21 protein-coding genes are annotated in these 26,199 nt (G+C 60.8%); 4 read left to right on the top strand and 17 right to left on the bottom strand.

Going from position 1 to position 26,199, the window contains the following annotated elements; translation table 11 throughout:
• Window positions 1–14 precede the first annotated feature (14 nt).
• Both GGQ67_RS00930 and GGQ67_RS00925 read left to right on the top strand, forming a co-directional pair.
• Window positions 15–839 carry an ABC transporter permease gene (locus GGQ67_RS00930; RefSeq protein ID WP_183898306.1) on the top strand — a complete coding sequence of 275 codons (825 nt, stop codon included), beginning with the start codon at window positions 15–17 and terminating at the stop codon, window positions 837–839.
• Window positions 839–1,672 (top strand): ABC transporter permease, encoded by an 834-nt coding sequence (locus tag GGQ67_RS00925; protein ID WP_183898847.1) that lies wholly within the window; start codon window positions 839–841, stop codon window positions 1,670–1,672. The genes GGQ67_RS00930 and GGQ67_RS00925 overlap by 1 nt, the downstream gene beginning before the upstream one ends.
• An 18-nt stretch (window positions 1,673–1,690) precedes the next feature.
• On the opposite strand, the gene GGQ67_RS25190 is transcribed toward GGQ67_RS00925, so the two are convergent.
• The 7 genes from GGQ67_RS25190 to cyoA all read right to left on the bottom strand — a co-directional run bounded on the left by GGQ67_RS25190 (window position 1,691) and on the right by cyoA (window position 8,051).
• Window positions 1,691–1,936 carry a hypothetical protein gene (locus GGQ67_RS25190; RefSeq protein WP_246400056.1) on the bottom strand — a complete coding sequence of 82 codons (246 nt, stop codon included), beginning with the start codon at window positions 1,934–1,936 and terminating at the stop codon, window positions 1,691–1,693.
• 220 nt (window positions 1,937–2,156) lie between these two features.
• Window positions 2,157–2,921, bottom strand: a complete 765-nt coding sequence (locus tag GGQ67_RS00915) for a histidine phosphatase family protein (protein ID WP_183898845.1) — start codon at window positions 2,919–2,921, stop codon at window positions 2,157–2,159.
• A gap of 92 nt (window positions 2,922–3,013) precedes the next feature.
• Window positions 3,014–3,766, bottom strand: coding sequence for an SURF1 family protein (locus GGQ67_RS00910; RefSeq protein ID WP_183898305.1), 753 nt, complete (start codon window positions 3,764–3,766; stop codon window positions 3,014–3,016).
• A gap of 50 nt (window positions 3,767–3,816) precedes the next feature.
• Window positions 3,817–4,218: a cytochrome o ubiquinol oxidase subunit IV gene (gene cyoD / locus GGQ67_RS00905; protein ID WP_183898304.1), complete on the bottom strand. Its 402-nt coding sequence runs from the start codon at window positions 4,216–4,218 to the stop codon at window positions 3,817–3,819.
• The gene (cyoC, locus tag GGQ67_RS00900) at window positions 4,215–4,835 is read right to left on the bottom strand and encodes a cytochrome o ubiquinol oxidase subunit III (RefSeq protein WP_183898303.1); all 621 of its coding nucleotides are present in this window, start codon (window positions 4,833–4,835) and stop codon (window positions 4,215–4,217) included. The genes cyoD and cyoC overlap by 4 nt, the downstream gene beginning before the upstream one ends.
• Window positions 4,836–4,839: 4 nt before the next feature.
• Window positions 4,840–6,843 (bottom strand): cytochrome o ubiquinol oxidase subunit I, encoded by a 2,004-nt coding sequence (gene cyoB / locus GGQ67_RS00895; RefSeq protein WP_183898302.1) that lies wholly within the window; start codon window positions 6,841–6,843, stop codon window positions 4,840–4,842.
• Between the two features lie 50 nt (window positions 6,844–6,893).
• Window positions 6,894–8,051, bottom strand: a complete 1,158-nt coding sequence (cyoA, locus tag GGQ67_RS00890) for a ubiquinol oxidase subunit II (RefSeq protein ID WP_183898301.1) — start codon at window positions 8,049–8,051, stop codon at window positions 6,894–6,896.
• A gap of 407 nt (window positions 8,052–8,458) precedes the next feature.
• On the opposite strand from cyoA, the gene GGQ67_RS00885 reads away from it, so the two are divergent.
• Window positions 8,459–9,790, top strand: coding sequence for an MFS transporter (locus GGQ67_RS00885; protein WP_183898300.1), 1,332 nt, complete (start codon window positions 8,459–8,461; stop codon window positions 9,788–9,790).
• Between the two features lie 378 nt (window positions 9,791–10,168).
• On the opposite strand, the gene GGQ67_RS00880 is transcribed toward GGQ67_RS00885, so the two are convergent.
• The 9 genes from GGQ67_RS00880 to GGQ67_RS00840 form a co-directional block, all read right to left on the bottom strand.
• Complete coding sequence (locus GGQ67_RS00880; RefSeq protein WP_183898299.1) at window positions 10,169–10,636, bottom strand: cyclic nucleotide-binding domain-containing protein; 468 nt, start codon at window positions 10,634–10,636, stop codon at window positions 10,169–10,171.
• 94 nt (window positions 10,637–10,730) lie between these two features.
• Window positions 10,731–13,445 (bottom strand): ABC transporter ATP-binding protein, encoded by a 2,715-nt coding sequence (locus GGQ67_RS00875; protein WP_183898298.1) that lies wholly within the window; start codon window positions 13,443–13,445, stop codon window positions 10,731–10,733.
• A 185-nt stretch (window positions 13,446–13,630) separates the two neighbouring features.
• Complete coding sequence (locus GGQ67_RS00870) at window positions 13,631–14,770, bottom strand: glycosyltransferase family protein (protein WP_183898297.1); 1,140 nt, start codon at window positions 14,768–14,770, stop codon at window positions 13,631–13,633.
• Window positions 14,767–16,014 (bottom strand): glycosyltransferase, encoded by a 1,248-nt coding sequence (locus tag GGQ67_RS00865; protein WP_183898844.1) that lies wholly within the window; start codon window positions 16,012–16,014, stop codon window positions 14,767–14,769. The genes GGQ67_RS00870 and GGQ67_RS00865 overlap by 4 nt, the downstream gene beginning before the upstream one ends.
• 11 nt (window positions 16,015–16,025) lie before the next feature.
• Window positions 16,026–17,234 (bottom strand): glycosyltransferase family protein, encoded by a 1,209-nt coding sequence (locus tag GGQ67_RS00860; RefSeq protein ID WP_183898296.1) that lies wholly within the window; start codon window positions 17,232–17,234, stop codon window positions 16,026–16,028.
• 87 nt (window positions 17,235–17,321) lie between these two features.
• Entirely contained in the window at window positions 17,322–18,494 is a 1,173-nt protein-coding gene (locus tag GGQ67_RS00855) for an ABC transporter permease (RefSeq protein ID WP_183898295.1), read from the bottom strand.
• Window positions 18,494–19,492, bottom strand: a complete 999-nt coding sequence (locus GGQ67_RS00850; RefSeq protein WP_183898294.1) for an ABC transporter permease — start codon at window positions 19,490–19,492, stop codon at window positions 18,494–18,496. Before GGQ67_RS00850 ends, GGQ67_RS00855 begins: the two co-directional genes overlap by 1 nt.
• Before the next feature lie 3 nt (window positions 19,493–19,495).
• The gene (locus GGQ67_RS00845; protein ID WP_183898293.1) at window positions 19,496–21,406 is read right to left on the bottom strand and encodes an ABC transporter substrate-binding protein; all 1,911 of its coding nucleotides are present in this window, start codon (window positions 21,404–21,406) and stop codon (window positions 19,496–19,498) included.
• Complete coding sequence (locus GGQ67_RS00840) at window positions 21,400–23,295, bottom strand: ABC transporter ATP-binding protein (RefSeq protein WP_183898292.1); 1,896 nt, start codon at window positions 23,293–23,295, stop codon at window positions 21,400–21,402. The genes GGQ67_RS00845 and GGQ67_RS00840 overlap by 7 nt, the downstream gene beginning before the upstream one ends.
• Window positions 23,296–23,689: 394 nt before the next feature.
• Between GGQ67_RS00840 and GGQ67_RS00835 the strand changes: the two genes are divergently transcribed.
• Window positions 23,690–25,030, top strand: a complete 1,341-nt coding sequence (locus tag GGQ67_RS00835; RefSeq protein WP_183898291.1) for a nucleotide sugar dehydrogenase — start codon at window positions 23,690–23,692, stop codon at window positions 25,028–25,030.
• On the opposite strand, the gene GGQ67_RS00830 is transcribed toward GGQ67_RS00835, so the two are convergent.
• Window positions 25,020–26,195: a DUF3095 domain-containing protein gene (locus GGQ67_RS00830; RefSeq protein ID WP_183898290.1), complete on the bottom strand. Its 1,176-nt coding sequence runs from the start codon at window positions 26,193–26,195 to the stop codon at window positions 25,020–25,022. The genes GGQ67_RS00835 and GGQ67_RS00830 overlap by 11 nt on opposite strands.
• Between the last annotated feature and the right edge of the window lie 4 nt (window positions 26,196–26,199).

Below are 26,199 nucleotides of genomic sequence, written 5' to 3'. Positions count from 1 at the left end.
TTCAAGGTCATGAAATGTCGAAACGCTTACTCGGTCTCCTGCTCGTCCTGCCCGCGCTGGCGGTCATCGCGGCGCTGTTCATTCTTCCGCTGATCATGTCGGCGGTGGGCGCCTTCAGGGTGGAAGGCGGCGCCTTCGGCCTCGACAATTTCGCCAAGACGTTCGATCTCTACACCAAGGATATCATCTTCACTGTCGTTATCGTCAGTCTCTCGACGGTGCTGATCGGCATCGGCGCTGTCGCGATTGGCGGTTATCTGACGCTCGGCGAGAATCCCAAGGCCGTCGCGATCCTGCGTTGGCTCTATCGCTGGCCGATGTTCATTCCATTCATCGTCGTTGGCCAGATCCTGCGCACCTTCCTTTCGAAGAACGGCATGATGAACAATACCGCCGTAAGCCTGGGTCTGATCACACCGCTCGATGCCGTCAGTTTCCTCGACTGGCGCGGCATCGTCATCGCCTTCGTCTGGAAGCAGACGCCGTTCGTGGCGTTGCTCGTCGCCGGCGCGATGGCCTCCATCAACCGCGATACGATCGAGGCCGCCCGCAATCTCGGCGCCTCGAAATTGCGGCTGCTGTTCGAGATCATCGTGCCGCAGGTCGCCGTCACGCTCACCGTCGGCCTCATTCTTTCCTTTGTCACCATGATGTCGGTGCTTTCGGTGCCCTTGATGATCAATGCGCAATCACCGACGATGCTTACCGCCGACATCGCCTTCCGCGTCAACGCCTATGGCGATTACGGCGTCGCCAATGCGCTTGGATTGGTATCCCTGGTGCTCGCGTCTTCCGTGGCATGGATCTATCTCCGCCAAAGCCTCAAGGAGCGCGCATGATGACGACGGCTTCTTCTTCGCGATCGCTTCTCGCCGCGCTGTGGTGGGTACCGCGCGGCATCGTCTTCGGATTGATGGCCTTCTTCATCTTCGGCCCGCTCGCCAATCTGGTTTTGTGGACGGTCGCCGAGAAATGGTACTTTCCCTATAGCCTGCCCCTGGAATACGGCTTCAGTTCATGGGCCAAGGTCTTCGCGCCGCGGGGCGGTGCGTTGGATTCGTTGCGCAACTCGCTTGTTGTCGCCGTCTTGACGGTGATCGTCTCTCTCATCCTCGCCATTCCGGCGGGATATGCGCTGGCGCGGCTCAAGCTGCCGCTGCGAAGCGCCATCCTGCTTGCCTTCCTCATTCCGCAGGCCTTCCCGAACCTCACGGTCTACGTGAACGTGGCGCGCATCTTCTACGAGATCGGCCTCAACGGCACGATCCCGGGCGTGGTTCTGGTGCACGTCTCACATGGTCTCGTCTACGCGGTCTGGATCGCCACCGCGGCCTTCTCGGCGATCGATACCGAGTTGGAGCAGGCCGCGCGGGTGACGGGGGCGGGGGCGTTGCGAGCCTTTTTCGATATCACGCTGCCGCTGGCCGCTCCCGGCCTGATGGCAAGCGCGATCTTCGTCTTTCTGGAAAGCCTCGACGAATTCACCGGCAGCTACTTCGTCGGCGCGCCTGATGTGAACATGCTGCCGCTGTTGCTCTACACGACAGCCTCCGGCGGCAACTATCAGATCGCCTCGATCACGGCGCTGCTGCTGCTGATCCCGTCGCTCGTCTTCATGCTGATCGTCGAACGTTTCCTGAAAGCAGACGTGCTCTCGCGCGTCGGCCACTGAGGCGCATGCGCTTGGCGGCTACGCTTTCGCCGCCGGGATTGCAGGAACGATCTTATGGACGTCGTCTCCGACGAAGACGATGACATAGCCGCCATCATCTGCAGCCGCGGTCGCCCATGATCCGAGCTGGGCGGCGTACGGTTCCTCGCGCCACGACAGCGGATGATCGGGATCGACGAGCACCGTCAGTTGCTTGCCCTGGCCATAGACCATCATCTTGGCGACCGTCGGGTCCCATTCCGCACCGAGCTCAAGGTCTGTCATCCACGCGCACAGAAAGTCCCGGCATAGATCAGGGCGGTCGTCGTAGATGCGACAGCCCTGTCCCGTCACGCAGTTCACGCACGGTTCGTTCGCAGGCTTCGAAAGCAGCTCGATCTCGGGCAGCCGACAGCACAATGTGCAGGCGCCGCAGGAGCGGGTCTCCATACCGGATGTGGCCATTCCTATCATCGTACGCGGCAAGGGGTTGGAGGTTCGTGGGTCACGTCTCGCTCACCTCCGCAGTGCCGGTTTTCGGTGCGATCGTCACCTGCGCGCCATAGGCCTCGCGCATGTCGCTTTCCTCGCCCGGCTGACGATCGGCGGCGTGGTGAAGCAGTCTTGATGCGTATCCGGCCGCGTCCGATCCCTCGATCAGGGTGACGTCGGCATTGCCGGGATTATAGGAGCGCTCGAACCAATCGACGGGTTGCTGCAGGAAGTTCATCTCGAATGCCCGATTGGTGACGCCATGGCCGACGATGATGACATTGTCGCTGCCGTCGCGTGTGCCGTGCAGCGTTGTCTGGAGAAACAGGCGCATTCTTTGCGCGACATCGGCGCGGCTCTCGCCATCCGGCGGTCGTGCATAGAACTTTCCGCTGTTGTTGCGCAGCCTTGCCCATTTCTCGAATTCGTCGGGAAACTTCTGCCGCTGTTCCGCGTGGTCGTAGATCTCGGTGAAGAGGCCGAAATCTTGCTCACGCAATAGATAGTCTTCCCTGACCTTGCCGATCAGGTGCCGCGGCAGAACCGCAAGTAGTGCATCCTTGGTCTGGCGCGTTCTCAAGAATGGCGAGTACCAGATATGAAGCTGAACGCTGGCGTCGTCCAGCGTATCGAGATAACACGCAATCGCTTCAGCCGCGCCGATAGCCTGCTGGTGTCCCCATCGCGTCAAGGGAACATTGTGATCGCCGAACTGGCCGTAGGCCCGCTCATCGAGATTGCCGAGGGATTCGCCGTGGCGAACGAGAAAGATGCGCATCATGCGGCCCGGATTGTCCGAAATGGAATCGCCATATCATGAACGCTGCGCCCGCCGGGGGCAACGGCGGGCACGCGGTGTCCGCAGGGGGCTTATCCCCGCTGGCGTAGCTCGCTTCGCAAAACGTAAACCAGAAGTCCGGCCAGCATCGCGGCCAGCGCGAACCAGGTGAGCGCATATTGGAGGTGGTTGTTCGGGAAACTCACCTGCGTCAGTCCGCCGACCGGAAGGCCGCCCGGATTGGCGGTCGCGTCGGCGTCGATGAAATAGGGGGCGATGTCGGCCACGCCACGCTTTGCCGCCATCGCGTCCACGTCGCGGGAGTACCAGCGGTCGTTTGCGGGGTCGTTCGACCTGATGAAGGTGCCGCCCGGCTCGTTGAGGCGGAGCAACCCGGTAATCTTGACCGGGCCGGAAATCTGGCCGTCGCTGCGGGAGTTCACGTCGCGTTTGTTCGTCGGCACGAAGCCCCGGTTGATCATGACCGACGTGCCGTCGGCAAGCGTCAGGGGCGCGATCACCCAATATCCGGCGCCGAGCTCCGTTGCCGCATAGACAAGGCTTTCCTTGTCGCTTTGCAAGGTGCCCTCGGCGGTCACGCGGCGATATTCGTCGTTTTCTTTCGTGATGCCTTCCCACTCAGCGCGGGCCGGAGCCGCGGTGGGTTCGGCATTGATGCGCTGATCGATGCGAGCGATCAGGTCCAGTTTCCAGGCGCGGCGTTCGAGCTGCCAGACGCCAAGCGCGAAAACCGCGCACATGACGACGAAGAGAAGGCCGCAGAAGATCGTCAATGCGATCGTGGAACGATGTTTGGGAGCTTGTTCTGCTGTAGATTCCGTCAATGTCTCATACCGTAACGGGCGGCGTTGTCGCCGCCCGACTATTGTGCCGTTCAGGGCATGCTTTTCATCATTTCCGGGCTCATGGGCATCATGTTTGTGTTCAGATGATGCATGACCCACATCGAGCCGGAGAGAGCGATCACTACGAGGAGAAGCGTGAAGATCAGAGCCATCAGGGTCCAGCCGCCCTCGGAGCGTGCGTTCATATGGAGGAAGAAAATCATGTGCACGACGATCTGTATCACGCCGAAGCCCATAACCAAAGCCGCCGTGACGGCCCTGCTGTCGAATACTCCTGCCATGACCAGCCAGAACGGAATGGCGGTCAGGATCACTGACAGGATGAAGCCGATCATGTAGCTCTTGAAGGAGCCGTGCGCGGCCTCGTGCCCGTGGCTGTGCCCATGATGGGCTTCGTGAGCATCCTCGTGTGTTGGGGCGTGCGAACTCATCCGAGAACTCCCATAAGATAAACGATCGAAAATACGCCGATCCAGACGACGTCAAGGAAGTGCCAGAACATCGAAAGGCACATCAGGCGACGCCGGTTTTCGGTGGTCAGGCCGTGCATGGAAACCTGCACCATCAGCGTAACCAGCCAGATGATGCCGAAGGTGACGTGCAGGCCGTGCGTGCCGACGAGCGTGAAGAAAGCCGACAGGAACGCGCTACGGCTCGGGCCCGCACCCTCATGGATGAGGTTCGCGAACTCGTAGAGCTCAAGTCCGATGAAAACCGCGCCCAGGAGGCCGGTGACACCGAGCCAGAACAGCGTCTCGGCCTTCTTGGCCCGTTCCATCTGCAGCATGGCAAAGCCATAGGTGATGGACGACAGCAGCAGCATGGACGTGTTCACGGCCACCAGCGGCAGTTCGAACAAGTCCGCGGGCGAGGGACCGGCCGCGTAGTTGCGGCCGAGAACGGCGTAGGTTGCAAACAGGATCGCGAAGATCAGGCAGTCGCTCATCAGGTAGAGCCAGAAACCCAGCATGGTGCTGTTTTCCGGGTGGTGCTCTTCCTTCATGTAGAATTCTGGCTTTTCAGCCATGTCGATTGCAGTGTTGCTCATGGTCTTATGCCTGTCCGGCAAGCAGCTTGGTGCGCTTGTCTTCCGTTTCCACGACTTCCTCTAATGGGATGTAGAAGTCACGCTTGTAGTTGAAGGTATGACCGATGCTGACGACGAGCAGCGCAACCGCGGAAACCGCGACGAGCCACCAGATGTACCAGATCATCGCGAAACCGAAGACCACGCTGAGCGCGCCGAGGATGACGCCGGTGCCGGTGTTCTTCGGCATGTGGATCGGCTGGAAGCCTTCCGTCGGACGATCGTGGCCGCGGGCCTTCATGTCGTACCAGGAGTCGTGATCGTAAACGATCGGCGTCTTCGCGAAGTTGTAGCTCGGCGGCGGCGACGAGGTCGACCATTCGAGCGTGCGTCCACCCCACGGATCGCCGGTGGTGTCACGCAACTGGTCGCGCTTCACATAAGTCATGACGAGCTGCATCAGGAACGAGCCGATGCCAAGCGCGATCAGGAACGCGCCGAACGCGGCGATGATGAACCAGATCTGCAGCGACGGATCATCGAACTGCGACATGCGGCGGGTGACGCCCATCAGGCCGAGAACGTAGAGCGGCATGAAGGCGAAGTAGAAGCCGATCAGCCAGAACCAGAAGGACATCTTGCCCCAGAACGGATCGAGCTTGTAGCCGAAGGCTTTCGGGAACCAGTAGTTGACGCCCGCCATGAGGCCGAACACCACGCCGCCAATGATGACGTTGTGGAAGTGTGCGATCAGGAACAGCGAATTGTGCAGCACGAAGTCGGCCGGGGGGATGGCCAGCATGACCCCGGTCATGCCGCCGATGACGAAGGTGATCATAAACCCGATCGTCCACAGCATGGGCACTTCGTAGCGGATGCGGCCGCGATACATCGTGAACAGCCAGTTGAACATCTTCGCCCCTGTCGGGATGGAAATGATCATCGTGGTGATTCCGAAGAACGAGTTGACGCTCGCGCCGGAACCCATGGTGAAGAAGTGGTGCAGCCAGACGAGGTAGGACAGGATGGTGATGACCACGGTCGCGTAGACCATCGAGGCATATCCGAACAGGCGCTTGCCGCTGAAGGTCGCGACCACCTCGGAAAAGATGCCGAAAGCGGGCAGCACGAGGATGTAGACTTCCGGGTGACCCCAAATCCAGATGAGGTTCACATACATCATCGGGTTGCCACCAAGGTCGTTGGTGAAGAAGTTGGTGCCGACGTAACGGTCGAGCGAAAGAAGCGCGAGCGTTGCCGTCAGGATCGGGAAGCTGGCGACGATCAGCACGTTGGTGCAGAGCGAGGTCCAGGTGAAGACGGGCATCTTCATCATCGTCATGCCGGGCGCGCGCATCTTCACGATGGTCGCGATCAGATTGATCCCCGACAACGTCGTTCCGATACCGGCGACCTGCAGGCCCCATATGTAATAGTCGACGCCGACGCCGGGACTGTATTCGATACCCGAGAGCGGCGGGTAGGCCAGCCAGCCCGTACGGGCAAATTCACCGACGAACAGCGAAATCATGATCAGGATCGCGCCGCCAGCCGTCATCCAGAACGAGAAGTTGTTCAGGAAGGGGAAGGAGACGTCACGCGCGCCGATCTGCAAGGGAACCACGAGGTTCATCAGGCCGGTGACGAACGGCATGGCCATGAAGAAGATCATGATGATGCCGTGGGCCGTGAAAATCTGGTCGTAGTGGGACGGTGGGAAAACGCCGGGATTGCCGTTGAAGGCAATCGCCTGCTGCGTGCGCATCATCAGCGCGTCGGCAAAGCCGCGCAGAAGCATGATCAGGGCAAGAACGACATACATGATGCCGATCTTCTTGTGATCGACGCTCGTGAACCATTCTTTCCACAGATAGGTCCAGAGCTTGAAATAGGTGATAAGACCGAGGACCGCGATCCCGCCGAGCACGACCGCGCCGAATGTCGCGACGAGAATCGGCTCGTGGTAGGGAATGGCCTCGATCGTCAACCGTCCGAAGATCAACTTCATTAGGTCAGGATTGGAAAACATGGAATAACCCGTTCATTGGTGTCTTTTGGGGGCAAAGCACCTAGCTTGAACTATTCGCTAGGTGTGGACGTGCTGGTGCCGGGTGCCGGCTTGGTCTGGCTGTCATGCTGCATGGTGGCGCCGGACATGTTTTCCATCCCGGGCATATTCTCCATGCCGGGCATGTTTTCCATGCTGCTGGCGTCGTTGGCCGGCGCATCGCTTGCGCTGACCGGTGTGGGCGGGGCAGCGCCATCGAGCGGCACGCCTTCGAACTTCAATTTGTCGCGGTTCTCGAGGCTTTCCTTGCCGGCGCCGCCCATCATGTCGATGTGCATCATTTCGCTCATGCACATCTTGCCCGGCGTCGCGCACATGTTCAGGATCGCGCTATAGAGATCCTTGTCCGTGGTCGCGTAGTAGCGAACCGGTTCGCGCTCGCTTGGACGCTCGAGCTTGAGATAGGTGTCGCGATTGAGCGTGGTGCCGACGTTCTTGACCTGAGCCACCCAGCTGTCGAAGCCCTGCCGGTCCATGCCGCGGAACTTGAAGCGCATGTTGGAGAAGCCGGCGCCGCTGTAGTTCGCGGAAAAGCCGTCGTAGGCGCCTTCCTTGTTGATGACCGCATGCAGCTTGGTCTGCATGCCTGGCATCGCATAGATCTGTCCGGCGAGCGCGGGGATGTAGAACGAGTTCATCACGGACGAGGCGGTGATCTCGAAGTTGATCGGAACATCGATGGGGGCAGCGAGTTCATTGACGGTGGCAATCCCGAGATCGGGATAGAAGAAGAGCCATTTCCAATCCAGCGCGACGACCTGGACCCTGAGGGGCTTGGTGTCGCCGGGAATCGTACGTTCCGCATCGATGCGATCGAGCGGGCGGTAGGGATCGAGCTTGTGCGTGGTGATCCAGGTGATCGCGCCGAGCACGATGATGATGGCGAGCGGAGCGGACCAGATGACCACTTCGAGACGCGTGGAATGATGCCATTCCGGATCATACGTGGCGGAGGTGTTCGACTGGCGGTAGCGCCAGGCGAAGAACAGCGTCAGAAACATCACCGGGATGATGATCAACAGCATCAGCAGGACCGATACGATGATCAGGTCACGCTGTTGCATGGCGATGTCGCCCGAGGGCGACATGACCACCAGATTGCATCCTGCGAGCATGAAAAATAGCGGCAGAATGACGAGGTGGCGGGAAAACTTTGACAGCTTTTGCACGTCGTTATTGCTCTTTTTGTTTCGTCACATCCGCGACTAAAGCACACAAACGTAAAGTAACATGAGGTTTTTGGTCGCAGTGCAGCAGAATTGCGGCGCTGCGGGATACGACGGCGCGCATGCGATGTCAAAAGTTAGTGCGACAAAGAGACGCATTTAATGCGCCGCGCCAAATTCCTAGCCGACGCGGCGTCGCATTCGTGCAACTATATATCCTCGAAAGGCCATTCGGCCACCGTTCACAACCTTATTTTAGCGCTATCACGCACGATTCTGCGGGCCGCTCGAATTTTCGAAGGTCGTGATAAACTATTTCTGCATTCCGCCCTTGATAAGCACGCCAGTTAGTTCAAACTCTTACGTGAGGCGCTTTGCCGCAGCGCCTTAACGAGGGAGGCGTTTTGAATATGGCTAATGTGACTAACTATGGTCCTTCGTCCACGTCGATGGAGCGTGACGCGAGACAAATTCATGCTGACAAGCCGGTGGCGCCGAACAGCATTGCAATCGGTGTCGTCATTGGACGTACATCTGAATTTTTCGATTTCTTCGTCTACGGGCTAGCGTCGGTGCTGGTCTTTCCGCAGCTTGTCTTTCCGTTCGCGCCAGACAGGCTGACGGCCACTCTTTATTCGTTCGCGATCTTTTCGCTTGCATTCATGGCACGTCCCGTCGGGTCGGTGGTCTTCATGACGATCGACCGGCTGTACGGTCGCGGCACCAAGCTCACCATCGCCCTGTTTCTGTTGGGGGGATCCACCGCATCCATTGCGTTTCTGCCTGGTTACAACGAGATCGGCGTCTGGTCGATCGCGCTTCTGGCACTTTTCCGACTGGGGCAGGGATTCGCCCTCGGCGGGGCATGGGACGGCCTGGCTTCACTGTTGGCGTTGAACGCGCCGCAGAGCCAGCGTGGATGGTACGCGATGATCCCGCAGCTGGGTGCGCCGATCGGCTTCGCGCTGGCAAGCCTGCTGTTCGGCTATTTCGTCGCCAACCTTTCGTCCGAGGACTTCCTGAGCTGGGGCTGGCGCTATCCGTTCTTCGTCGCCTTCGCCATCAACGTCGTCGCGCTCTTCGCGCGCCTGCGCCTCGTCATGACGAAGGAATTCGGCACTGCGCTGGAACAGCATGAGCTCGAGGCCGCGCCTATCCGCGACGTCGTGCGCATTCACGGTCGCGACATCCTGATCGGCGCTTTCGTGCCGCTGGCGAGCTTCGCGATGTTCCACCTCGTGACGATCTTTCCGCTCGGTTGGATGAGCCTTTACGGCAATCAGCCGATCGGCGCTTTCATGCTGGTGCAGACGGTCGGCGCCATGGTCGGGGTTCTGGCCATCGTCGCCTCCGGCTTGATGGCTGACCGTATCGGCCGGCGCGGACAGCTGGCGGTTTGCGCGGTTCTGATCGCGATCTTCAGCTTCGTCGGCCCGATCATGCTCGGTTCGGGTTCGAACGGGCACGATGCCTTCGTGATCATCGGCTTCGGCGTCCTCGGCCTGTCTTTCGGCCAGGCCACGGGCTCGATCTCGTCGCGCTTCGGCCGCGGATACCGCTACACCGGCGCGGCGTTCACGTCCGATCTGGCCTGGCTCGTCGGCGCCGGCTTCGCGCCGCTCGTCGCGCTTAGCCTGTCCAGCCGCTTCGGTCTGACCTTCGTTGGCTACTACCTGCTGTCAGGCGCGATCTGCACGCTGGCGGCTCTGGCCTTCAGCCGGGCGCTCGAGCAGCGCGACTGATTGATCGCCACCAATAAGCAAAGCCCGCCTGAACTGACGTTCGGGCGGGCTTGTTGCGTTTATCTGCACGGCACCGCGGGACGCTTAGAGCCTTTCCTGGTTAGCTTGAAGCATTCTGCCGGAGCAGGTTTTCGTCAGGGCAAAGGCGATTGGCGAAGGGCATACCCCTAGGTACGGTCGAGCCGATCGCCTTTGATCCTGGCGGAAAGATGCCCGGCCCCAGCCGGTTTGCGAAGCAAACCAGCGGGGTTGGCTGAAACGGGCCGCCTGATCGTCCGGCCGGCTTGGCCGTATGCGTTGGCTACGACGCGCGCCGGCCGGGCGACCATCCGACTCCGTTTGAGCCAACAGAATGCTTCAATCTAACCAGGAAAGGCTCTAATTCACCGGTTCCGGCTTCTTTGCCGCGCGCGCGGCGGTCAGTTCGGCTGTCGTGTGGTTCAGGCGGTCTGCGAGAACACGCATGATCTCGACCGCCATCTCTGGAAAATCACTCAGCAACTTCAGGAAATGCTCCTTGCTGATCCGGAGCACTTCGAGCGCCGAGGTGGCGCGAACGGTTGCGGTACGGGACACGTCGCAGAGGATCGCGATCTCACCGACGATGGAATTGGGATCGACATCGGCAACCTTGATGTCGCCGGCAGGCGAGCGAACAAGAATGTCGGCGGTACCCGACAGGACCACATAGGCTGCGTCGCCCGGGTCTCCCTGTCGGAACAGGTCCTGACCTGCGTTGTATGTCATGCGGTCCGAGGTGAAGGCCAAAAGCTTGAGCTTGGCCGGTGCTATCCGTGAAAAGATCGGCACGCGCCGCAGCATCTCGACTTCGTCTCTAAGCAGCATGAGCTTATTTTCTCCCTGCGCGCTCATGGCGCGCTTGCTAGAATGACGCGCGTCCTTTTTGACAGGACGTCACTTTTGTAGCCCCTGTAGAATATTACGATAACAGTTCCTTGAACATACCGTTCTGTTCGGAAAGTTCCGGAAAATTACCGGCTTCGACCAGGCTTCCGCGGTCGAAAAGCAGGATTCGGTCGAAAAGCGCGGCCAGTCTGGCGTTCGAGAGAACCCACACGATCGCCGGGCGCTCGCCCTCGTGATGCAGGTCGTTGACGAGATTGTTGGTGATCTGGTCCTGCACCCGCTGATCCAGCGCCGACAGCGGCCGGTTGAGAATGATGTAGTCGGAACGCCTCAGCAGCGTTCGCGCGAGATTCAGTTTCTGGCGCTGAACCATCGTCAGCCGCTTCCCACCGGAGCCCACGTCGAACTCGAGCCCGATCGACAGCACATCGTCGAAAAGATCGAGAGAATCGAAGAGGCCGACCATGAGCGACCGGATGCCTTCGGAAGCGTCGGCGCGCTGGTAGGCGATACGACCGAACAAGACGTTGTCCATCAGGCTTGCCGACGAGATGAAGTGCTCGGGATTGTAGCGCTCGATGACCGCCGAGAGATCATCGGGAATGTTTTCGTGGAACTGCTTGCGCGCGCTGACGATCTTTGCCGTCAGCTCGTCGGTGAGGAGACCGAAGCGGTGGCGGGGTTCGATGTAGGCGAAGCTCAGCCGAATGATGGCCGAACGGTCTTCCGGCGTGGCGTCGTCGAATTTCCGGCTGCTGAGCTTCTGCAGCAGAGCTTGATAGGTCGGAATGTCGTCCGCCGTCATGAAGGTCAGCTGCTGGAAGAACGGATGGTCCGGCGGCAGGTCGTGGAAGAGTTCGACCGCGTTCTCCGCGATCTCCAGGCCCATGGCGTAGAGATCGTTGCTCAATCCCGTTTCTCGGAAGAGTGCCTGAAAATAGGGATGGGCGGCGAGGCGCCGGTTGTTCATGATCGGCCGCTTCATGGAGCCGAAAAGCAGGTTCTCGCCCACTGTTGCCTGGGCGTTGTAGCTGTCGAAGTCGAACGGAACGACGATGTCGCCCAGTTCCGACTGCTGCATTTTCTCACGCAGGGCGGCCCGGAGGTCGACGATATGCTCGGCAAGCTTGGTGTGGATCTGCGTATCCACCGTCGAGCGCAGCGCGAGGTCGAGAATGTCCTCGGTGATCAGCACGGCGTCGAGAACCGGGCGCATGGCCGTCAGGATATCGGCTGGGCCGGTGGCGCCGGCAGCGCGGTAATCCACCCAGTCGCTGTTTGGATCGAGCGTCGGATTGCCGGCCTTTATCGCTTCGGCGGCATGCCACTTCGCTTCCTGCGCCGTCTGCTCGTCGTAATCGGGCTCGGTCAGAGGCGCGTGTTTCAGACCGTAAAGAAGGTTGTCGCGCAGCGTGCCCTGGAAGAAATAGAGATCCGAAGAAGCATAGGAGATCCTGCGGCCGGAAACCGATTCCGGCAGTTCCAGCAGATCCTTCCCGTCGATGGTGATGCGACCGGAGTTTGCCCAGACCACGCGGCCAAGCGCCTCGGCGAATGCCTCCGCGCCGCTCGAATTGGGGCCGACGATGGCGACCGTCTCGTTCGGCTTGATTTCGACGGAGACGTGGTCGATCAGCTTGGCGCCACTGTCGTCGCTGACGGCCAGATTGGTGACGATGATGGGAGCCGCCAACATGGCGACATCGTCCATGGCGACCTTGTGAATGCTATCGTCGATCAGCGGCTCGACGTTGAACTGCTCGTAGACCTGCTGGTATTTGACCTGCACGTCCTGGCGCATCTGGTCCCAGTCGATGAGTTCCTTCAGCGGCCCCGGCAGATCCTTGTAGGCGCTGATGACGGCCACGAGCTGCCCGATATCCAGGCGACCCTGGAGCGCCAGATAACCGCCGATCGCGTAGAACAGGAACGGCGTCACCTGCGCGAGGAAGTTGTTGAGAAACTTGACCAGGAACTTCCACTGATAGAGATCGTAGCGGATCGAGAAGATCAGCCCCAGCCGGGCGGCGATGTCGGCCCGTTCGAGGTTCGACGTGTCGTTGCCGTGGATCGTGCCGATGCCATCGACGATTTCGCCGACACGGCCGGAAAGTTCGCGTGCCGTCAACTGGCGCTGGCGACCGAGTTCCAGCAGCCGCTTGCGCATGCGGGGGATGACGATCGCCTGAACCCCGACGATCGCGGCGGCGATCATTCCCAGCCAGAAGTTCTGCACGATAATGAAGGCAAGCGCCGTCAGCGCCTGGCCGCCGAGGAGCGCGGGCGAGACGAAAGCATCGCCCGTGAAGCCGCCCATGGGCTCGACTTCGTCCTTGATCATGGTGGCGATTTCGGCGGACTTCACACGCTTGAAGTGATTGGGCGGGAAGCGCAGAACCCGGTCGATGAGCTGAAAGCGGATGCGCCGCAGCATGCGCTCGCCGAGCCGGCCCTTGTAGGTGTTGATGTAGAACTTGAAGAGACCGTTGAGGACGACAAGCGCCAGGAAAACCAGGCTGAGCGCCATCAGCATCTGTTCGCGGCCGAGCTGGAGGCCCTGGAAAATCTCCACCTTTCCAATCAGCGGAAACGTGTAGGAAAGCTCCATGAAGGTCTGTGTTGCACCCTCACCCTCGAAGCCGGATCCCTGAATAGGTCCGTTGACGATCTGCTTCGGCAGGTCGAACGACAGGAAGTAGGGCACCATCGAAAACGCGACGACTGCCAGAATCCAGAGCTGCTGCAGCCGCGTGTTCGACCAGATGTAGCGCGCGAGGCTTTTTTCCATTGCTAACCGTCGATTGTCTGGAAAATGTGAGACATCAATCCTGCACGAGAGGGCGGTGGTACCGAGAACAGGATCATGCTACCGGATCGCTCAACAAAAACAACGCGAAGCGGCGTGCATTGCTGGATGCCGATTCTCGCGGGAGTCTGTTTTATATCACATGATTTTCATAAAGCGCGAGAGTTTCACGCGAGCATGGCGCGAATGATTTCCGCTGTTCGTCTTGCGCCCTCAAGGTCGATATCGAGATCGGCGGTGGTTCGCTTTGGAGCCGCGAGCGCCGCGCTCACCGTCGCCGCCACATGATCCACCGTCAAGCCTTTCTCGGGCAGCAGTTCGGCGAGGCCCAGCTTGGCAAGGCGCTCGGCCCTGACGGTCTGTTCCGTCTCTCCGCCGGCCACGAACGGGATCAGGATCGGCCGGCAGTCGGTCCGCAGCAGGTCGCCCACCGTGTTGTATCCCGCCTGCGAAATGGACACGCGCGCGGCGCCGAGAAGCGACGGGAAATCCTTGCGGAACCGGACGAGCGTGACGTTCGGTGGTATCGCCTGCGACAGGGTCGCGAAATCCACCTCCGGCAGGTTCGGGCCGCTGATCAGTAACCAGCGCAGGTCAGCCGGCAGCATCTTCGCGGCCTGGGCGGCAGCATCAAGCAGCTCCATTCCAACCGCTCCGCCACCGGCGGATGCGATGATGTCGAATGTCTCCGACGCCTGCTCGGGCGGTGGTGGCGCCACGATCCCGGTATAGGTGATCTTGTCGGCGATATCGTGTGTCAGCGGGAATGTGTCCTCAAGGCGAACGAAACCAGGGTCGCCGTGAACGAGAACGATGTCGAAATGCGCCTGCACGAGGCCCACGGTTTCGGCGTCGCGGCCGGCCTTGCGGTTTTCCTGCAATATGTCGCGTACCGAACTCAAGAGTTTTGGTCGCGGGCTCGAACCTTCGATCGCTTCGATGAGAGGCAGAAGTTCGAAGCGCATCTGCCTGCGCCCGAAAGGAAACGCCTCGATAATGACGACGTCCGGCCGCGTGTCGTGAAACGCCCGCAGCAAGAGATCGCGGCGTCGATCAATAAAATCCTGGTCGACCGCAACACCGCGTTCGTCGGCGAGGCCTGAAAAGCCGGCGTTGCTCGCCACCACGGGCGGCAATGCGACCGTCTTCAGCCCCGCCGCCGGGAAGCCCGCGACAGGCAGGCCGCCGGTCACGACAGTCACGTCGAATCCATCGTTCTGCAGGGCATTGGCAATGCGGCTCGCGCGCGCGATGTGACCGATGCCGAGCAGATGCTGAACGTAGAAGAAAACACGCGGAGCGCTCATGATGCCTTCTGCCACTCCTGTTGGAACAACTGGCTGAGCTGGTCGATGCTGGCGTTGTAGTCGAAATGGCTGCGTACGCGCATTTCGGCGGCGTCTCCCAGCCTGCTCCGCAAGGCGGGATCGCGAATGGCGGTCTCCAGCGCCTTCGCCAGGGCCTTAGGATCATCGGGATCGACCAGAAGGCCGTTTTCACCGTCCACCAGCAGCTCCGGAACGCCGGACACGGAGGTGGAGATGCAGGGCAGGCGCTGGCTCGATGCCTCGACCAGAACGTTCGGCAACCCGTCGCGATCGCCATTGGCGGCGATGCGGCAGGCGAGCGCGAAGAGATCGGCGCGGCGGTAGTGATCCAGGACGTCCTCCTGGGCCAGCGCGCCTTTCCAGATGATGCGCTCGGAGAGTTTGAGCTCGGCTGCCAGTGCTTTCAGCTTCGCAAGCTCGTCACCGCCGCCGATATGCTCGAAACGCCAGTGCAGATCGCCGGGCAGGAGCGCCAGCGCACGCAGCAAGGTGTCGTACCCCTTCTTCTCGACCGCCCGTCCGACACTGAGAAGGAAAACCGGTTTCGTGGGATCGCTGCCATCGTCCGCGGATCGCTCGCCGGGAAAATGGCCGAAGCGTGCGAGGTCGAGACCGTGATAGCTGAGATGCACGGCGTCCTTGCGCGATGTCAGCGTGTGCATGTGCTCGTAGCCATTGCGGGTGCAGGTGACGGCCCACCGGGCGCTGGAAAGCTTTTCCGTCAGCTCCCAGTCGGGCGATGTCCAGATGTCCTTGGCATGTGCCGAGCAAGTCCAGGGCACGCCGGTCAAAAGGCTCGCATATTCGGTGACGGACGCGGGCGTGTGGATGAAGTGCGCATGCAGCCACTGGCCGCCATCCGGCCATTCGCGGGCGAGCACCATCGCCTGGCCAAGCCTGCGGAAGCGATTGCGAGAGATGTCGCGCGGCAAGTCCTTGAAAAAGCGCTTGATCAGCGCGCCGAAGCCGGGCTTTCGGAAGCTGGAGAACAGCCCCTTCAGCACCCGCACCGGCTCCTCGTGCAGGTATTCCGGCAGATAGACGACCCGCGCCTTGATCTCGTCATGGACGGGATGGCGCTTCTTGTCGGTCGGGCGACGCATCGAGATCAGGGTCAGGTCGAACCCGGCCTTCTCCAGACCGAGCAATTCCTGCGCTATGAAGGTTTCCGAAAGGCGCGGGTAGCCCTTCAAGACGACAAGCAGTTTGCGGCGTGGCGGCAATGATACGACTTTCACTCGGCGCCGACGACGGAAAGGTGGCGTCCACGGTTGTCGAGCCAGCTGCCAACTGTCTCGGAGATATGGTTCAGGCCTTCAAGCCGCATGTTGGAGCCGCTCATCGAGGGCGGCTGACGGTGCGGCAGGCGCTTCAGCGCGTCGGCCATTACCGTGGCGTCGGCCGATGCTTCCGGCAGGAGCATCTCGACAAGGCCGAGTTCGCTGGCGCGCCTCGCGCGCAGGAGTTGCTCCTCGCGCGGCTTGACGCGAGGCACGATCAGCGCGGGTTTGTCGAAAGAGAGGATTTCGCAATAGGTGTTGTAGCCACCCATCGCCACCACGCCCGAAGCGCCGGCGATCAACTCCTCCATGTTGTTATCGAATTCGATAACCTGGATGTAGGGGATCTTGGCGCCCTTCTGGACCAGCGCGGTGCGCTCCGCGGCCGGCATGTAGGGGCCGAGCACGACAAGCGCCTTCTGCTGCAACGTCGGGTCCTGCTCGTAGGCATTCATCACGTCGTGCACCAGATCGGAGCCATCGCCGCCGCCACCGGTCGTGACGAGGATATAGTCGTCATTTCGCGCATTGATCGAGGTCTTGTTGGCCGAGACGCTGCGCTGCAGGAAGCCTACGAAGTCCATCTTGCGGCGAACGCTGGCGGGCACGTCGAGGCCGACCAGCGGGTCGTAGAAATCGGGCGGGCCATAGACCCAGATCGAATCGTAATATTGATCGATCTTCTGCATCACGCCGTTCTTCTTCCACTCGGCGTCGAGCAGGTGAGGGGCGTCCATGATCTCGCGCAGGCCAAGCACGAGTTTCGTGCCGCGCGCCTTGAGATAGGCCAACGTCTCCTCGACCTCGCCTTTCAGGCCCATCGGTTCCTTGTCGACGATAAAGATGTCGGGCTGGAACGTCTCGGCCGTGTGGCGGATGATCGATTCGCGCATCTTCAGTGTATCCTGAAGATCGATATGGCTTGCCATCGACGTATATTCGCCGTTGCGCAGCTTGATCACGCTCGGCACCTTCACGAAGTCGACGCGGGCGCGGTAGTCGAAAGCGCCGGCGATCGTCGCGCCCGAGATGATCAGGATGTTCAGGCCGCGATAGTCCTCGACCAGCGCATGCGCGATGGTGCGACAGCGTCGCAGATGGCCGAGCCCGAACGTATCGTGGCTGTACATCAGGATGCGTGCGTCTTCCAGGCGCCGGGCCATGGACATTCCTTCCGGGCTACTCATCATCTAGCACCGCTGCTTCCAACGGCGCTGGCGACCGATCGGGGGAGGATCAATCGTGGGCCGTTATTTGTAGGGATCTGCCGCATCGCGCAAGCCGTCTCCCAGAAAGTTGAACGCCAAAATAACCAAGACCACCGGTATAATTGGGAAAAGCAACCACGGATAGAACGCAATAACACTTACGCTCTTGGCCTCCGTGAGCAGGATTCCCCAGCTGGTGATTGGCGGGCGAAGGCCAAGCCCGAGGAAGCTCAGCGCCGTCTCGCCGAGAATCATGCTGGGAATGGAAATCGTCGCGGAGGCAATCAGATGCGACATGAAGCCCGGCACGAGATGCCGGCCGATCACGCGCGGCGTACTGGCACCCATCAGCTGCGCCGCCTGCACATAATCCTCCTCGCGCAAAGCCAAGAGCTTCGAGCGCACGGCACGCGCCAGACCCGTCCAGTCGATGATCCCGAGAATGATCGTGATCCCGAAATAGATCACGAGCGGGCTCCACGTCACCGGCATGATCGCCGCCAGCGCCATCCATAACGGCAGGCTGGGAAGCGACTGAAGCACCTCGATCAGCCGTTGGACGATCAGGTCGAATACACCGCCGCGGTATCCGGCAAGCCCACCGATGACAATGCCCAGAAAGAAGCTGATCGATATGCCGATCAGCCCGATGGTCAGAGAAATACGGGCGCCATAGAGAATGCGCGACAGCACGTCGCGTCCCAGGCGGTCGGTCCCGAGGAGAAACATCTGCCCCCCCGGCGCCGGGCAGACGACGTGGACATTCGATTGCACGAGACCCCAGAACTTGTAGGAATCGCCGCGGCAGAAAAAGCGGATGGGCTGAACATCGTCGGGGTTGTCGGTATATGTCCGCCGCAGCGTGTCCATATCGAGCGACATGGTGCGTCCGTAGACGAAGGGTCCGACGAATTTTCCCTTGTCGAACAGATGGATGCGTTGCGGCGGTGAATGAATGAAATCCACGTTCTTGGTGTGCAGGCTGTAAGGCGCCACGAACTCCACGATCAGGATCATCAGGTAGACGGCGATGAGGAAGACCGCCGATGCCACCGCCAGGCGGTGCTGCTTGAATTTCCACCACATGAGCTGCTTTTGCGAAGCAAGGTGGATGCGTGATTGTGCGGCCGTCATCGTTTCGGTCGCCATCGGATCGAATGGCGCTGTCGAAACGAAGTGCGGCAGCGGCGCGCCGGGTGGGGGCAAGGGCGACATTATTTGGTGCTCCTGCCTTGCAGGCGAATACGTGGGTCGAGGAAGCCGAGGGCGATGTCCGATATCAGCACGCCGATGACGTTCAGGAACGCAAGAAACATCAGGAAGGAGCCGGCTAGATACATGTCCTGGCTTTGGAGCGCCTTGATCAGCATCGGGCCGGTGGTCTCGAGCGACAGCACGATGGCGACGATCTCCGCCCCCGATATGATCGACGGCAGGATCGAGCCGATGTCGGCGACGAAGAAATTCAGCGCCATGCGCAGCGGATACTTGACCAGCGCACGCAGCGGATGAAGGCCCTTGGCACGCGCCGTCACGACATATTGCTTCTGCATCTCGTCGAGCAGGTTGGCGCGAAGCCGCCTGATCATTCCGGCGGTGCCGGCGGTGCCGACGATGATGACGGGGATCCACAGATGCGAGAGGATCGATCGCGCCTTTTCCCAGCTCATCGGCTCGGCGAGGAATTTCTGGTCCATCAGGTGGCCGATGGTGACGCCGAACCAGATATTGGCGAAATACATCAGGATCAGCGCCAGCATGAAATTCGGAATGGCAATGCCGAGCAGGCCGAACAGCGTCAGGCCGTAATCGCCCCAGCTGTATTGGTGGGTCGCGGAGTAGATGCCGATCGGAAACGCGATCAGCCATGTCAGCAGAATGGTTGAGAACGACACCAGGATGGTGAGCCACAACCGGTCGCCCACGACCTCCGAGACCGGCAGCTGGTATTCGAACGAATAGCCGAAGTCGCCCTGCAGCATGCCGCCGACCCAGTAGAAATAGCGGACCACGGCCGGCTTGTCGAAGCCGTACTGTTTGCGGAGTTCCTCGATCTCCTGAAGGTTGGCGCTTTCCCCCTGCGCCCGCAACTCGGCGATCTGGCTTTCGAAGAAGTCGCCGGGTGGCAGTTCGATAATGGTGAAGACCAGCGCCGAGATCACGAACAGCGTGGGCACCATGGCGGCGATGCGCCAGAGAATGTATCTCAGCATCGCTCAGGCCTCCTTGAACCAGAAGGTGTCGGGCATGTAGATGCCGAGATAGGATGTCGGGTCGAAGCCGTAGAGGCCCTGCTCCGGCACGTTTTGCAGTTTCGCCGACTTCAAAACGGGCTGCAGCGTGCTGTTGATCAGCCCGATCGAAAAGACCTGCTGCGTGTAGAGCGACAGCATCTGGTGCCAGATCGCTTGCCGTTCCTCGAAGCGCGAGGTCGCGCCCCAATGGCTGAGCAGGGCCACAAGCTGCTCGGCTTCCGGCAGGTCGGGCGCGGTCCCGCTCTGTCCGGCGGACAGATGGTACATGCCCCAGAGAGGCCATTGCAGCTGGTCATCCATGGTCGGTGCCAACTGGCTGGGCGACATGTCGGCGGTCGCCACCCCGTTGTCGATGCCGAACCAGATCGACATCATGATGCGGCCGCTCATCGCGCGGTTCTGGAAGATGTCGCGTTGCGAGGTGCGAGTATAGAGCGCAAGGCCAACCTGGCGCCAGTGATCGCGCACGAGTTCGAGCACGTCGGTGTCCAGATTGCTCTCGCCCGCGGTTTCCACCGTGATTTCGGCGCGGCGTCCATCCGGCAACAGGCGGATGTCTTCGCTGTCGCGCTCGGTCAGTCCCAGTTCGTCGAGCAACCGGTTGGCCTCGTCGGGATCATAGGCGATGTAGGCGTCGGCATATTCCTGCTTGAACAGCGGACTATCTGGCAACACCGTGTCGGCGCTTGGCTTGCCGAGGCCATAGAACGCCACCATGTTGATCTCGTGCCTGTTGACGGCGAGCGAAAGCGCGCGCCGGAAGCGCGTCTCCCGGAACAGCTTGCGCCACACATCGTCGGCGCAGTTCAGGTTCGGCAGCAAGGCCACGCGCGAGCCGCGTATCTGCTTCCAGAGATTGACCTTTACCGGGAAGCGCTTCTCGGCGTCCTTCAGGTACGTGTAATCGGTGAAGTCGACACCAGTCGCCTGCAGGTCGGATTCGCCCGCGCCAGCCTTGGCGGCGATGATCGAGGACGAGCTGACGTTCATGATGAACCGGTCGATATAGGGCAGTTGCACGCCGTTCTCGTCGATCCGATGGAAGTACGGATTGCGCACGAAGACGAACTGCTCCGCAGGCGGCGCTGTCGTGTTGACCCATGGGTCGAGCGATGGAAGGCTGGGGTTTTCGGGTCGCGAGGCGCGCGACATCTTGATGTGCAGATCGACCCACTTCTTGACCCGGTTCTCCTTCATCAACGCGGAGAGACGAAAGTCGTCCTGATACTTCTTGTGGAACTGCTTCAGATAGTGGCCTGGACCGTAGATGACCAGCGGCAGCGGCCCGGCGAGCGCCGGCATGAAATTCGGGTTCGGTCGTTCCCAGGTGTAGCGCACGGTCAGGGGATCGAGCATCTCGAACCGCGGCAGATTCCCGTGAGGACGAAGTTCCAGCGCGCCGCCGCCCGGCGTCAGCTCCTTGTTGAGGATGACGTCTTCCCACCAGTAGCGGAAATCGTCGGCGGTGAACGGCGATCCATCGGACCAGCGATGCCCTTCCCGCAGATAGAAGGTGAAGACGGCGTCGTTTTCCGAGGTGAAGCCCATGAGGATGTCGGGCTGGATCTGCAGCTTTTCATCATAGCCGACGAGCCTCGAATAACCGTAGACCGTCATGTAGCGGATGTCCTTCGCGCTGCCGATAATGGTGCGCACGGTGCCGCCGTAGACGCCGGGCTGCAGCCCGGCTTTCTTCATGTTGATGATGCGTGGATGGGTCGGCAGGCGTTCCACCATCGGCGGAATGCGGCCCGCCCGCAGCCAGTCACGCAGGAATTCGGGTTCGATATCGCGGTCGCCCACCGCCTTTGCCAATGAGGGGGCAATGGTCGCTCCGACCAGTCCCCCGATGAAACCACGACGCGTTACCATGCGCGCAACTCCTTCACGTCGGCGCCTTTGCGCGCACGCACGAAATGCCCGTTGCCGAGGTCGGCATAGGCGAGTTCCGATGCGTCGTCGTGCTCGGCGGTAAAGGTCACGCCCCAGTTCTGCTTGTCCGCCGCGCCGTTTTTGCGAAGGGCTTCGAAGTCGAGCGGCCGGTCGAGATCGGGGAACGGCACGGCTGCCAGGAGCGATTTCGTATAGGGGTGAACGGGATCGCGCAGGATGATTTCACGCGGGGCGATCTCGACGATACGTCCCTTGCACATGACCGCGATGCGATCGGCCATGTAATCGACCACGGCCAGATTGTGCGAAATGAACAGATAGGTCAGCCCGAGTTCCTTCTGGAGATCCTTCAGGAGGTTGAGGATCTGCGCCTGCACCGAAACGTCGAGTGCGGAGACGGGTTCATCAAGAATGATGAGTTTTGGCCCGAGCGCCAGCGCGCGGGCGATGCCGATGCGCTGGCGCTGGCCACCGGAAAAGCTGTGCGGATAGCGGTTGAGATAGCGCTTATCGAGCCCGATCGCGCCCATTAGCGCCTCGACCTTGCGATTGCGTTCGGCGCCGTCGCCACGATCATGGATCTCGAGCGGCTCGCTGAGGATGTTGCGCACGGTCATACGCGGCGACAACGACGACACAGGGTCCTGGAAGACCATCTGGATATTGGTGCGCAATTGCTGAAGGTCGTCGCCGGTCACCGACAGGACATCGACGACATCCTTGCCATCGTTGAAGATCACCGAGCCGCTGTCCGGCGCCATCGCCCGCATAAGGATCTTGCTGACGGTCGTCTTGCCGCAGCCGGATTCGCCCACCAGTCCGAGACACTCGCCACGGCGGATATCGAAGCTGACATCGTCGACCGCTCGAACGCCCGCGTGATCGCGCATGCCGAACAGGCCGCGGTTGCGCGTCTTGAAAGTCTTGGTGAGATTTTTCACCGATAGCAGGACGTCCGGCCCCTCGATCTCGACCTTTCTCTTCTTGCCGACGAGGGATTCGAGGTTGACGGGCACGTCGCGCAACGCCTTCAGCCGCTCGCCTTCGCGCATATCGAAGTGCGGAACGGCGGCCATCAGGCCCTTCAGATAGGCGTGCTGCGGATTGCGGAAGATCGATTCCACCGGTCCGGCCTCCATGATCTCGCCGTGGTAGATCACCACCACTTCGTCGGCCATGTTGGCGACGACGCCGAGATCGTGGGTGATCAGCAGCATCGCCATGCCGAGCTTGTGCTGCAGATCCCGCAGAAGTTCGAGTATCTGCGCCTGGATCGTCACGTCGAGCGCCGTCGTCGGCTCGTCGGCGATCAAAAGGGCAGGTTTGCAGATCAGCGCCATGGCGATCATGGCGCGTTGGCGCATGCCGCCCGACAGTTCGAAGGGGTACATGTCGAATGTCCGCTTCGGATTGGCGAAACCGACGAGGCCGAGCATCTCCTCCGTCTTCTGCCGCGCTTCCTTTTTCGTCGCCTCCGTATGGATCAGCAGCGATTCGCTGATCTGGTTGCCCACGGTGTGCAGCGGCGACAGCGACGTCATCGGCTCCTGAAAAATCGTCGCCATCCGTCGGCCGCGCAAATCCCGCATCTCCTCGCTGTCGCGCGAATATTGCAGGATATCGGTGGCCTTGCCATCCAGAGGGTCGGTGAAGACAATGCTTCCCGATGCCTGAGCCGAGTTTGGCAGGATACCCATGATGCTCTGGCTGATGACCGATTTGCCCGAACCGGACTCGCCAACCAGCGCCGTCACCTTGCCGGGCAAAATGCGCAAATTCGCGTTCTTTACGACACGCAGCTTGTCGCCGAAAACCGAGAAGGAGATATCAAGATTTTCAATGCGCAGCAGATCGGACGCGGACGCCATACCAATGAAATTCCCCAGTTTTCTTCGTTCCCTTTACGACGACACTAGCGTACGGCAATCAGGGTGTCCAGTTGATGACGAACACATTGAAATTGGGGACATTTCTGCATTTTATTCGGCCAAGCCCAGGCCGTCGGCCCGGGGTTGTTATCGCATGAAGCTATCCGCGGTCGCGGCACGTCGCACAGCTTGCCCTCGGCGTCTCGAAATTCCGCTTGTCGGTCAAACGCCCGGCAAGCGGCGAGATATTTTCACAACACCGGTATGAGCGGCTGTCGGAGGCGCATCTCGCGGTCACGTTCTCGTCAGTTGTCCAATATGGCTTTTGGCGGGTTTAATTCGCCGCGCTCTTACACTAGATCAGAGATCCTTTCTGTTTTAGGCGAGACCCGCTTTGCAAAGCACCTCTGTATTCGACGCTCTTTCAAACAAGATCGAGACCCGCACGGCGCGCGCCGGTATCATCGGCCTTGGCTATGTCGGCTTGCCGCTTGCCATGGCGATTGCCCGCAGTGGCTTCCCCGTCACCGGGTTCGATGTCGATCCGAAGAAGATCGTCGCCATCGATGCGCGCCGCTCCTATATCGACGCGGTCAACAGCGCCGATCTGCAAATCGAGATCGATGCCGGACGGTTTGCCGCGACGACCGAGTTTTCCGGCCTTGCCGATTGCGATGTCATCGTCATCTGCGTGCCGACGCCATTGACCAAGCACCGCGATCCCGACTTGTCCTTCGTTGAGGCGACTTCGCGCACGATCGCCGAGCATCTTCGCAAGGGCCAGCTCGTCGTGCTGGAATCGACGACATATCCAGGGACCACCGACGATGTGGTGAAGGTGATCCTCGAGAAGACCGGCCTGAAATCCGGAACGGACTTCTTCGTCGGTTTCTCGCCGGAGCGTGAAGATCCCGGCAACCAGCATTTCAACACGGCCACGATCCCCAAGGTTGTCGCCGGCGACGGCGCGGAGGCCCTGTCGCTGATGTCGGCCTTCTATGGCGCCGCCGTGAAGACCGTGGTTCCAGTGTCGTCGAATGCCACCGCCGAAGCGGTCAAGCTGACGGAAAACATCTTCCGGTCGGTCAACATCGCGCTCGTCAACGAGTTGAAGACGGTCTACGCGGCCATGGGCATCGACGTCTGGGAAGTGATCGATGCGGCAAAGACCAAGCCGTTCGGCTACATGCCGTTCTATCCGGGTCCGGGGCTGGGTGGTCACTGCATCCCGATCGATCCCTTCTATCTCACCTGGAAGTCGCGGGAATACGAGTTGCCGACGCGCTTCATCGAACTCGCCGGCGAGATCAACTCGGCGATGCCGCGTTATGTGGTCGGCAAGCTTGCGGAAGCGCTGGATATTCGTGTCGGCAAGGCGCTTAGCCGCTCGCGCGTTCTCATGATCGGCCTCGCTTATAAGAAAAACGTGGCGGATATTCGCGAAAGTCCGTCGTTGCGGCTGATCGAGGTGATCGAGGAGCGTGGTGGCCGGGCGGATTATCACGATCCGCATGTGCCCGAAATTCCATCCACGCGGGAGTATCAGGCTCTGAAGGGGCGTCGCTCCGTGGCGCTTACCGACGAGGTGCTGGCAGGCTATGACGCGATCCTGATCGCAACGGATCACGATGGCGTCGATTACAAGAGTCTTGCCGAAAGCGGCGCGCTGATTGTCGACACGCGCAACGTGTTCGCGCGGCTCGGGATCGCCGCCGATACGATCGTCAAGGCGTGACCTCGTCGATCGACAGCGTCTTGCCGGTGATCTGGCTGGCGGCGACCGCGTAGCCGCCGCTTGCTCCATCGATGAAATGCATATGATCGCGCGAAAGCGGCGTCGGCACGAAGCAGGTCATGAGCGCCGATGTCTGGCTGTGAAGCCCATAGCGCGCGATGCCGTCGCCCTGCGCCTTCTCCAGCAGCGCGCGGATGAGGCCGAGACGATGTGCGTCGATGTCGAGCGTCATCTTCAGGCCGTCGTCGAACTTGCGAAAATCGGAGTTGCCGGCGACATCGCGCTTGTAGAGCCGGGCATCGAAGCTTCCGAATTTCAGGTTCAGCTTGTGCAGGACAACGGTGAGCGCGATCTGCAGCATGATGATGATACGCTGCCGCAGCCGCCCCGCGTGCGGCGCCGTCGCGCGGACCTCCCGGTTGATACCTTTCAGCGAGAAGCCAAGCGCCGGCCCGTCGGCTGGCACCGGATGCGCATCGCGGCTCTGCTCGGTGGAGATGGCGACCACGTCGCTGACCAGCTTTCGGAATTCCGGCGTCACGCCACGCTCGCCCGGCACCGCGATGATCGAAGCGATCTCGCCGTTGCTGGATTCGATCGGGTTCCAGCGGCAGGAAAGCCCGGTCAGATCCGGGCGCGCGCCTGCTGGCGCCGGTTCGATGGCATAGTTGCCCTCCTTCATCTGCTTCTCTGCCCAGCTGCCTCCGCCGCCCGCGAACATCGCGTAGCTGACGAACGGGCTCGCCGAATAACGCGCGACGCGCACGTCCAGTCCCTCGCGCCGGATGTCGCTGATCGGCACCAGGGCAATGCGCAACGTCAGCTGCAGATCTTCCTCGGCCCATCGCTGAGCCGCGGCAAGCGCGTCACGCGCAGCCGCTTCCATCGAGCCGGGCAGGGCGACGATCGCGCCGTCGCCGCCGAAAACAAAGGGATAGTCGCCCTTCCCAAGCGCATTCAGCACAGCGGAGATGACGCTCGCGCCCGCCATGTTCACGTCCTTGTAGCGCCCATCCATGATCGCTTGCGTCGAGCCGACGATATCGGCGACCGCCAGCACCCAATCATCGGGCAGGCGCCGATAGTTGTTTGTATCGGTGACGCCCTCGAACTGATCGAAGACCGGCACGCCGGCGAAGAAGCTGTCGTTCGAAATGTCGTTCATACCA

The sequence above is a fragment of the Rhizobium metallidurans genome, from assembly GCF_014196505.1.
Taxonomy (GTDB): Bacteria; Pseudomonadota; Alphaproteobacteria; order Rhizobiales; family Rhizobiaceae; genus Rhizobium; species Rhizobium metallidurans.
Note: the sequence above shows the minus strand (reverse complement) of the source record. Positions and strands in the feature narration are given on the sequence as shown.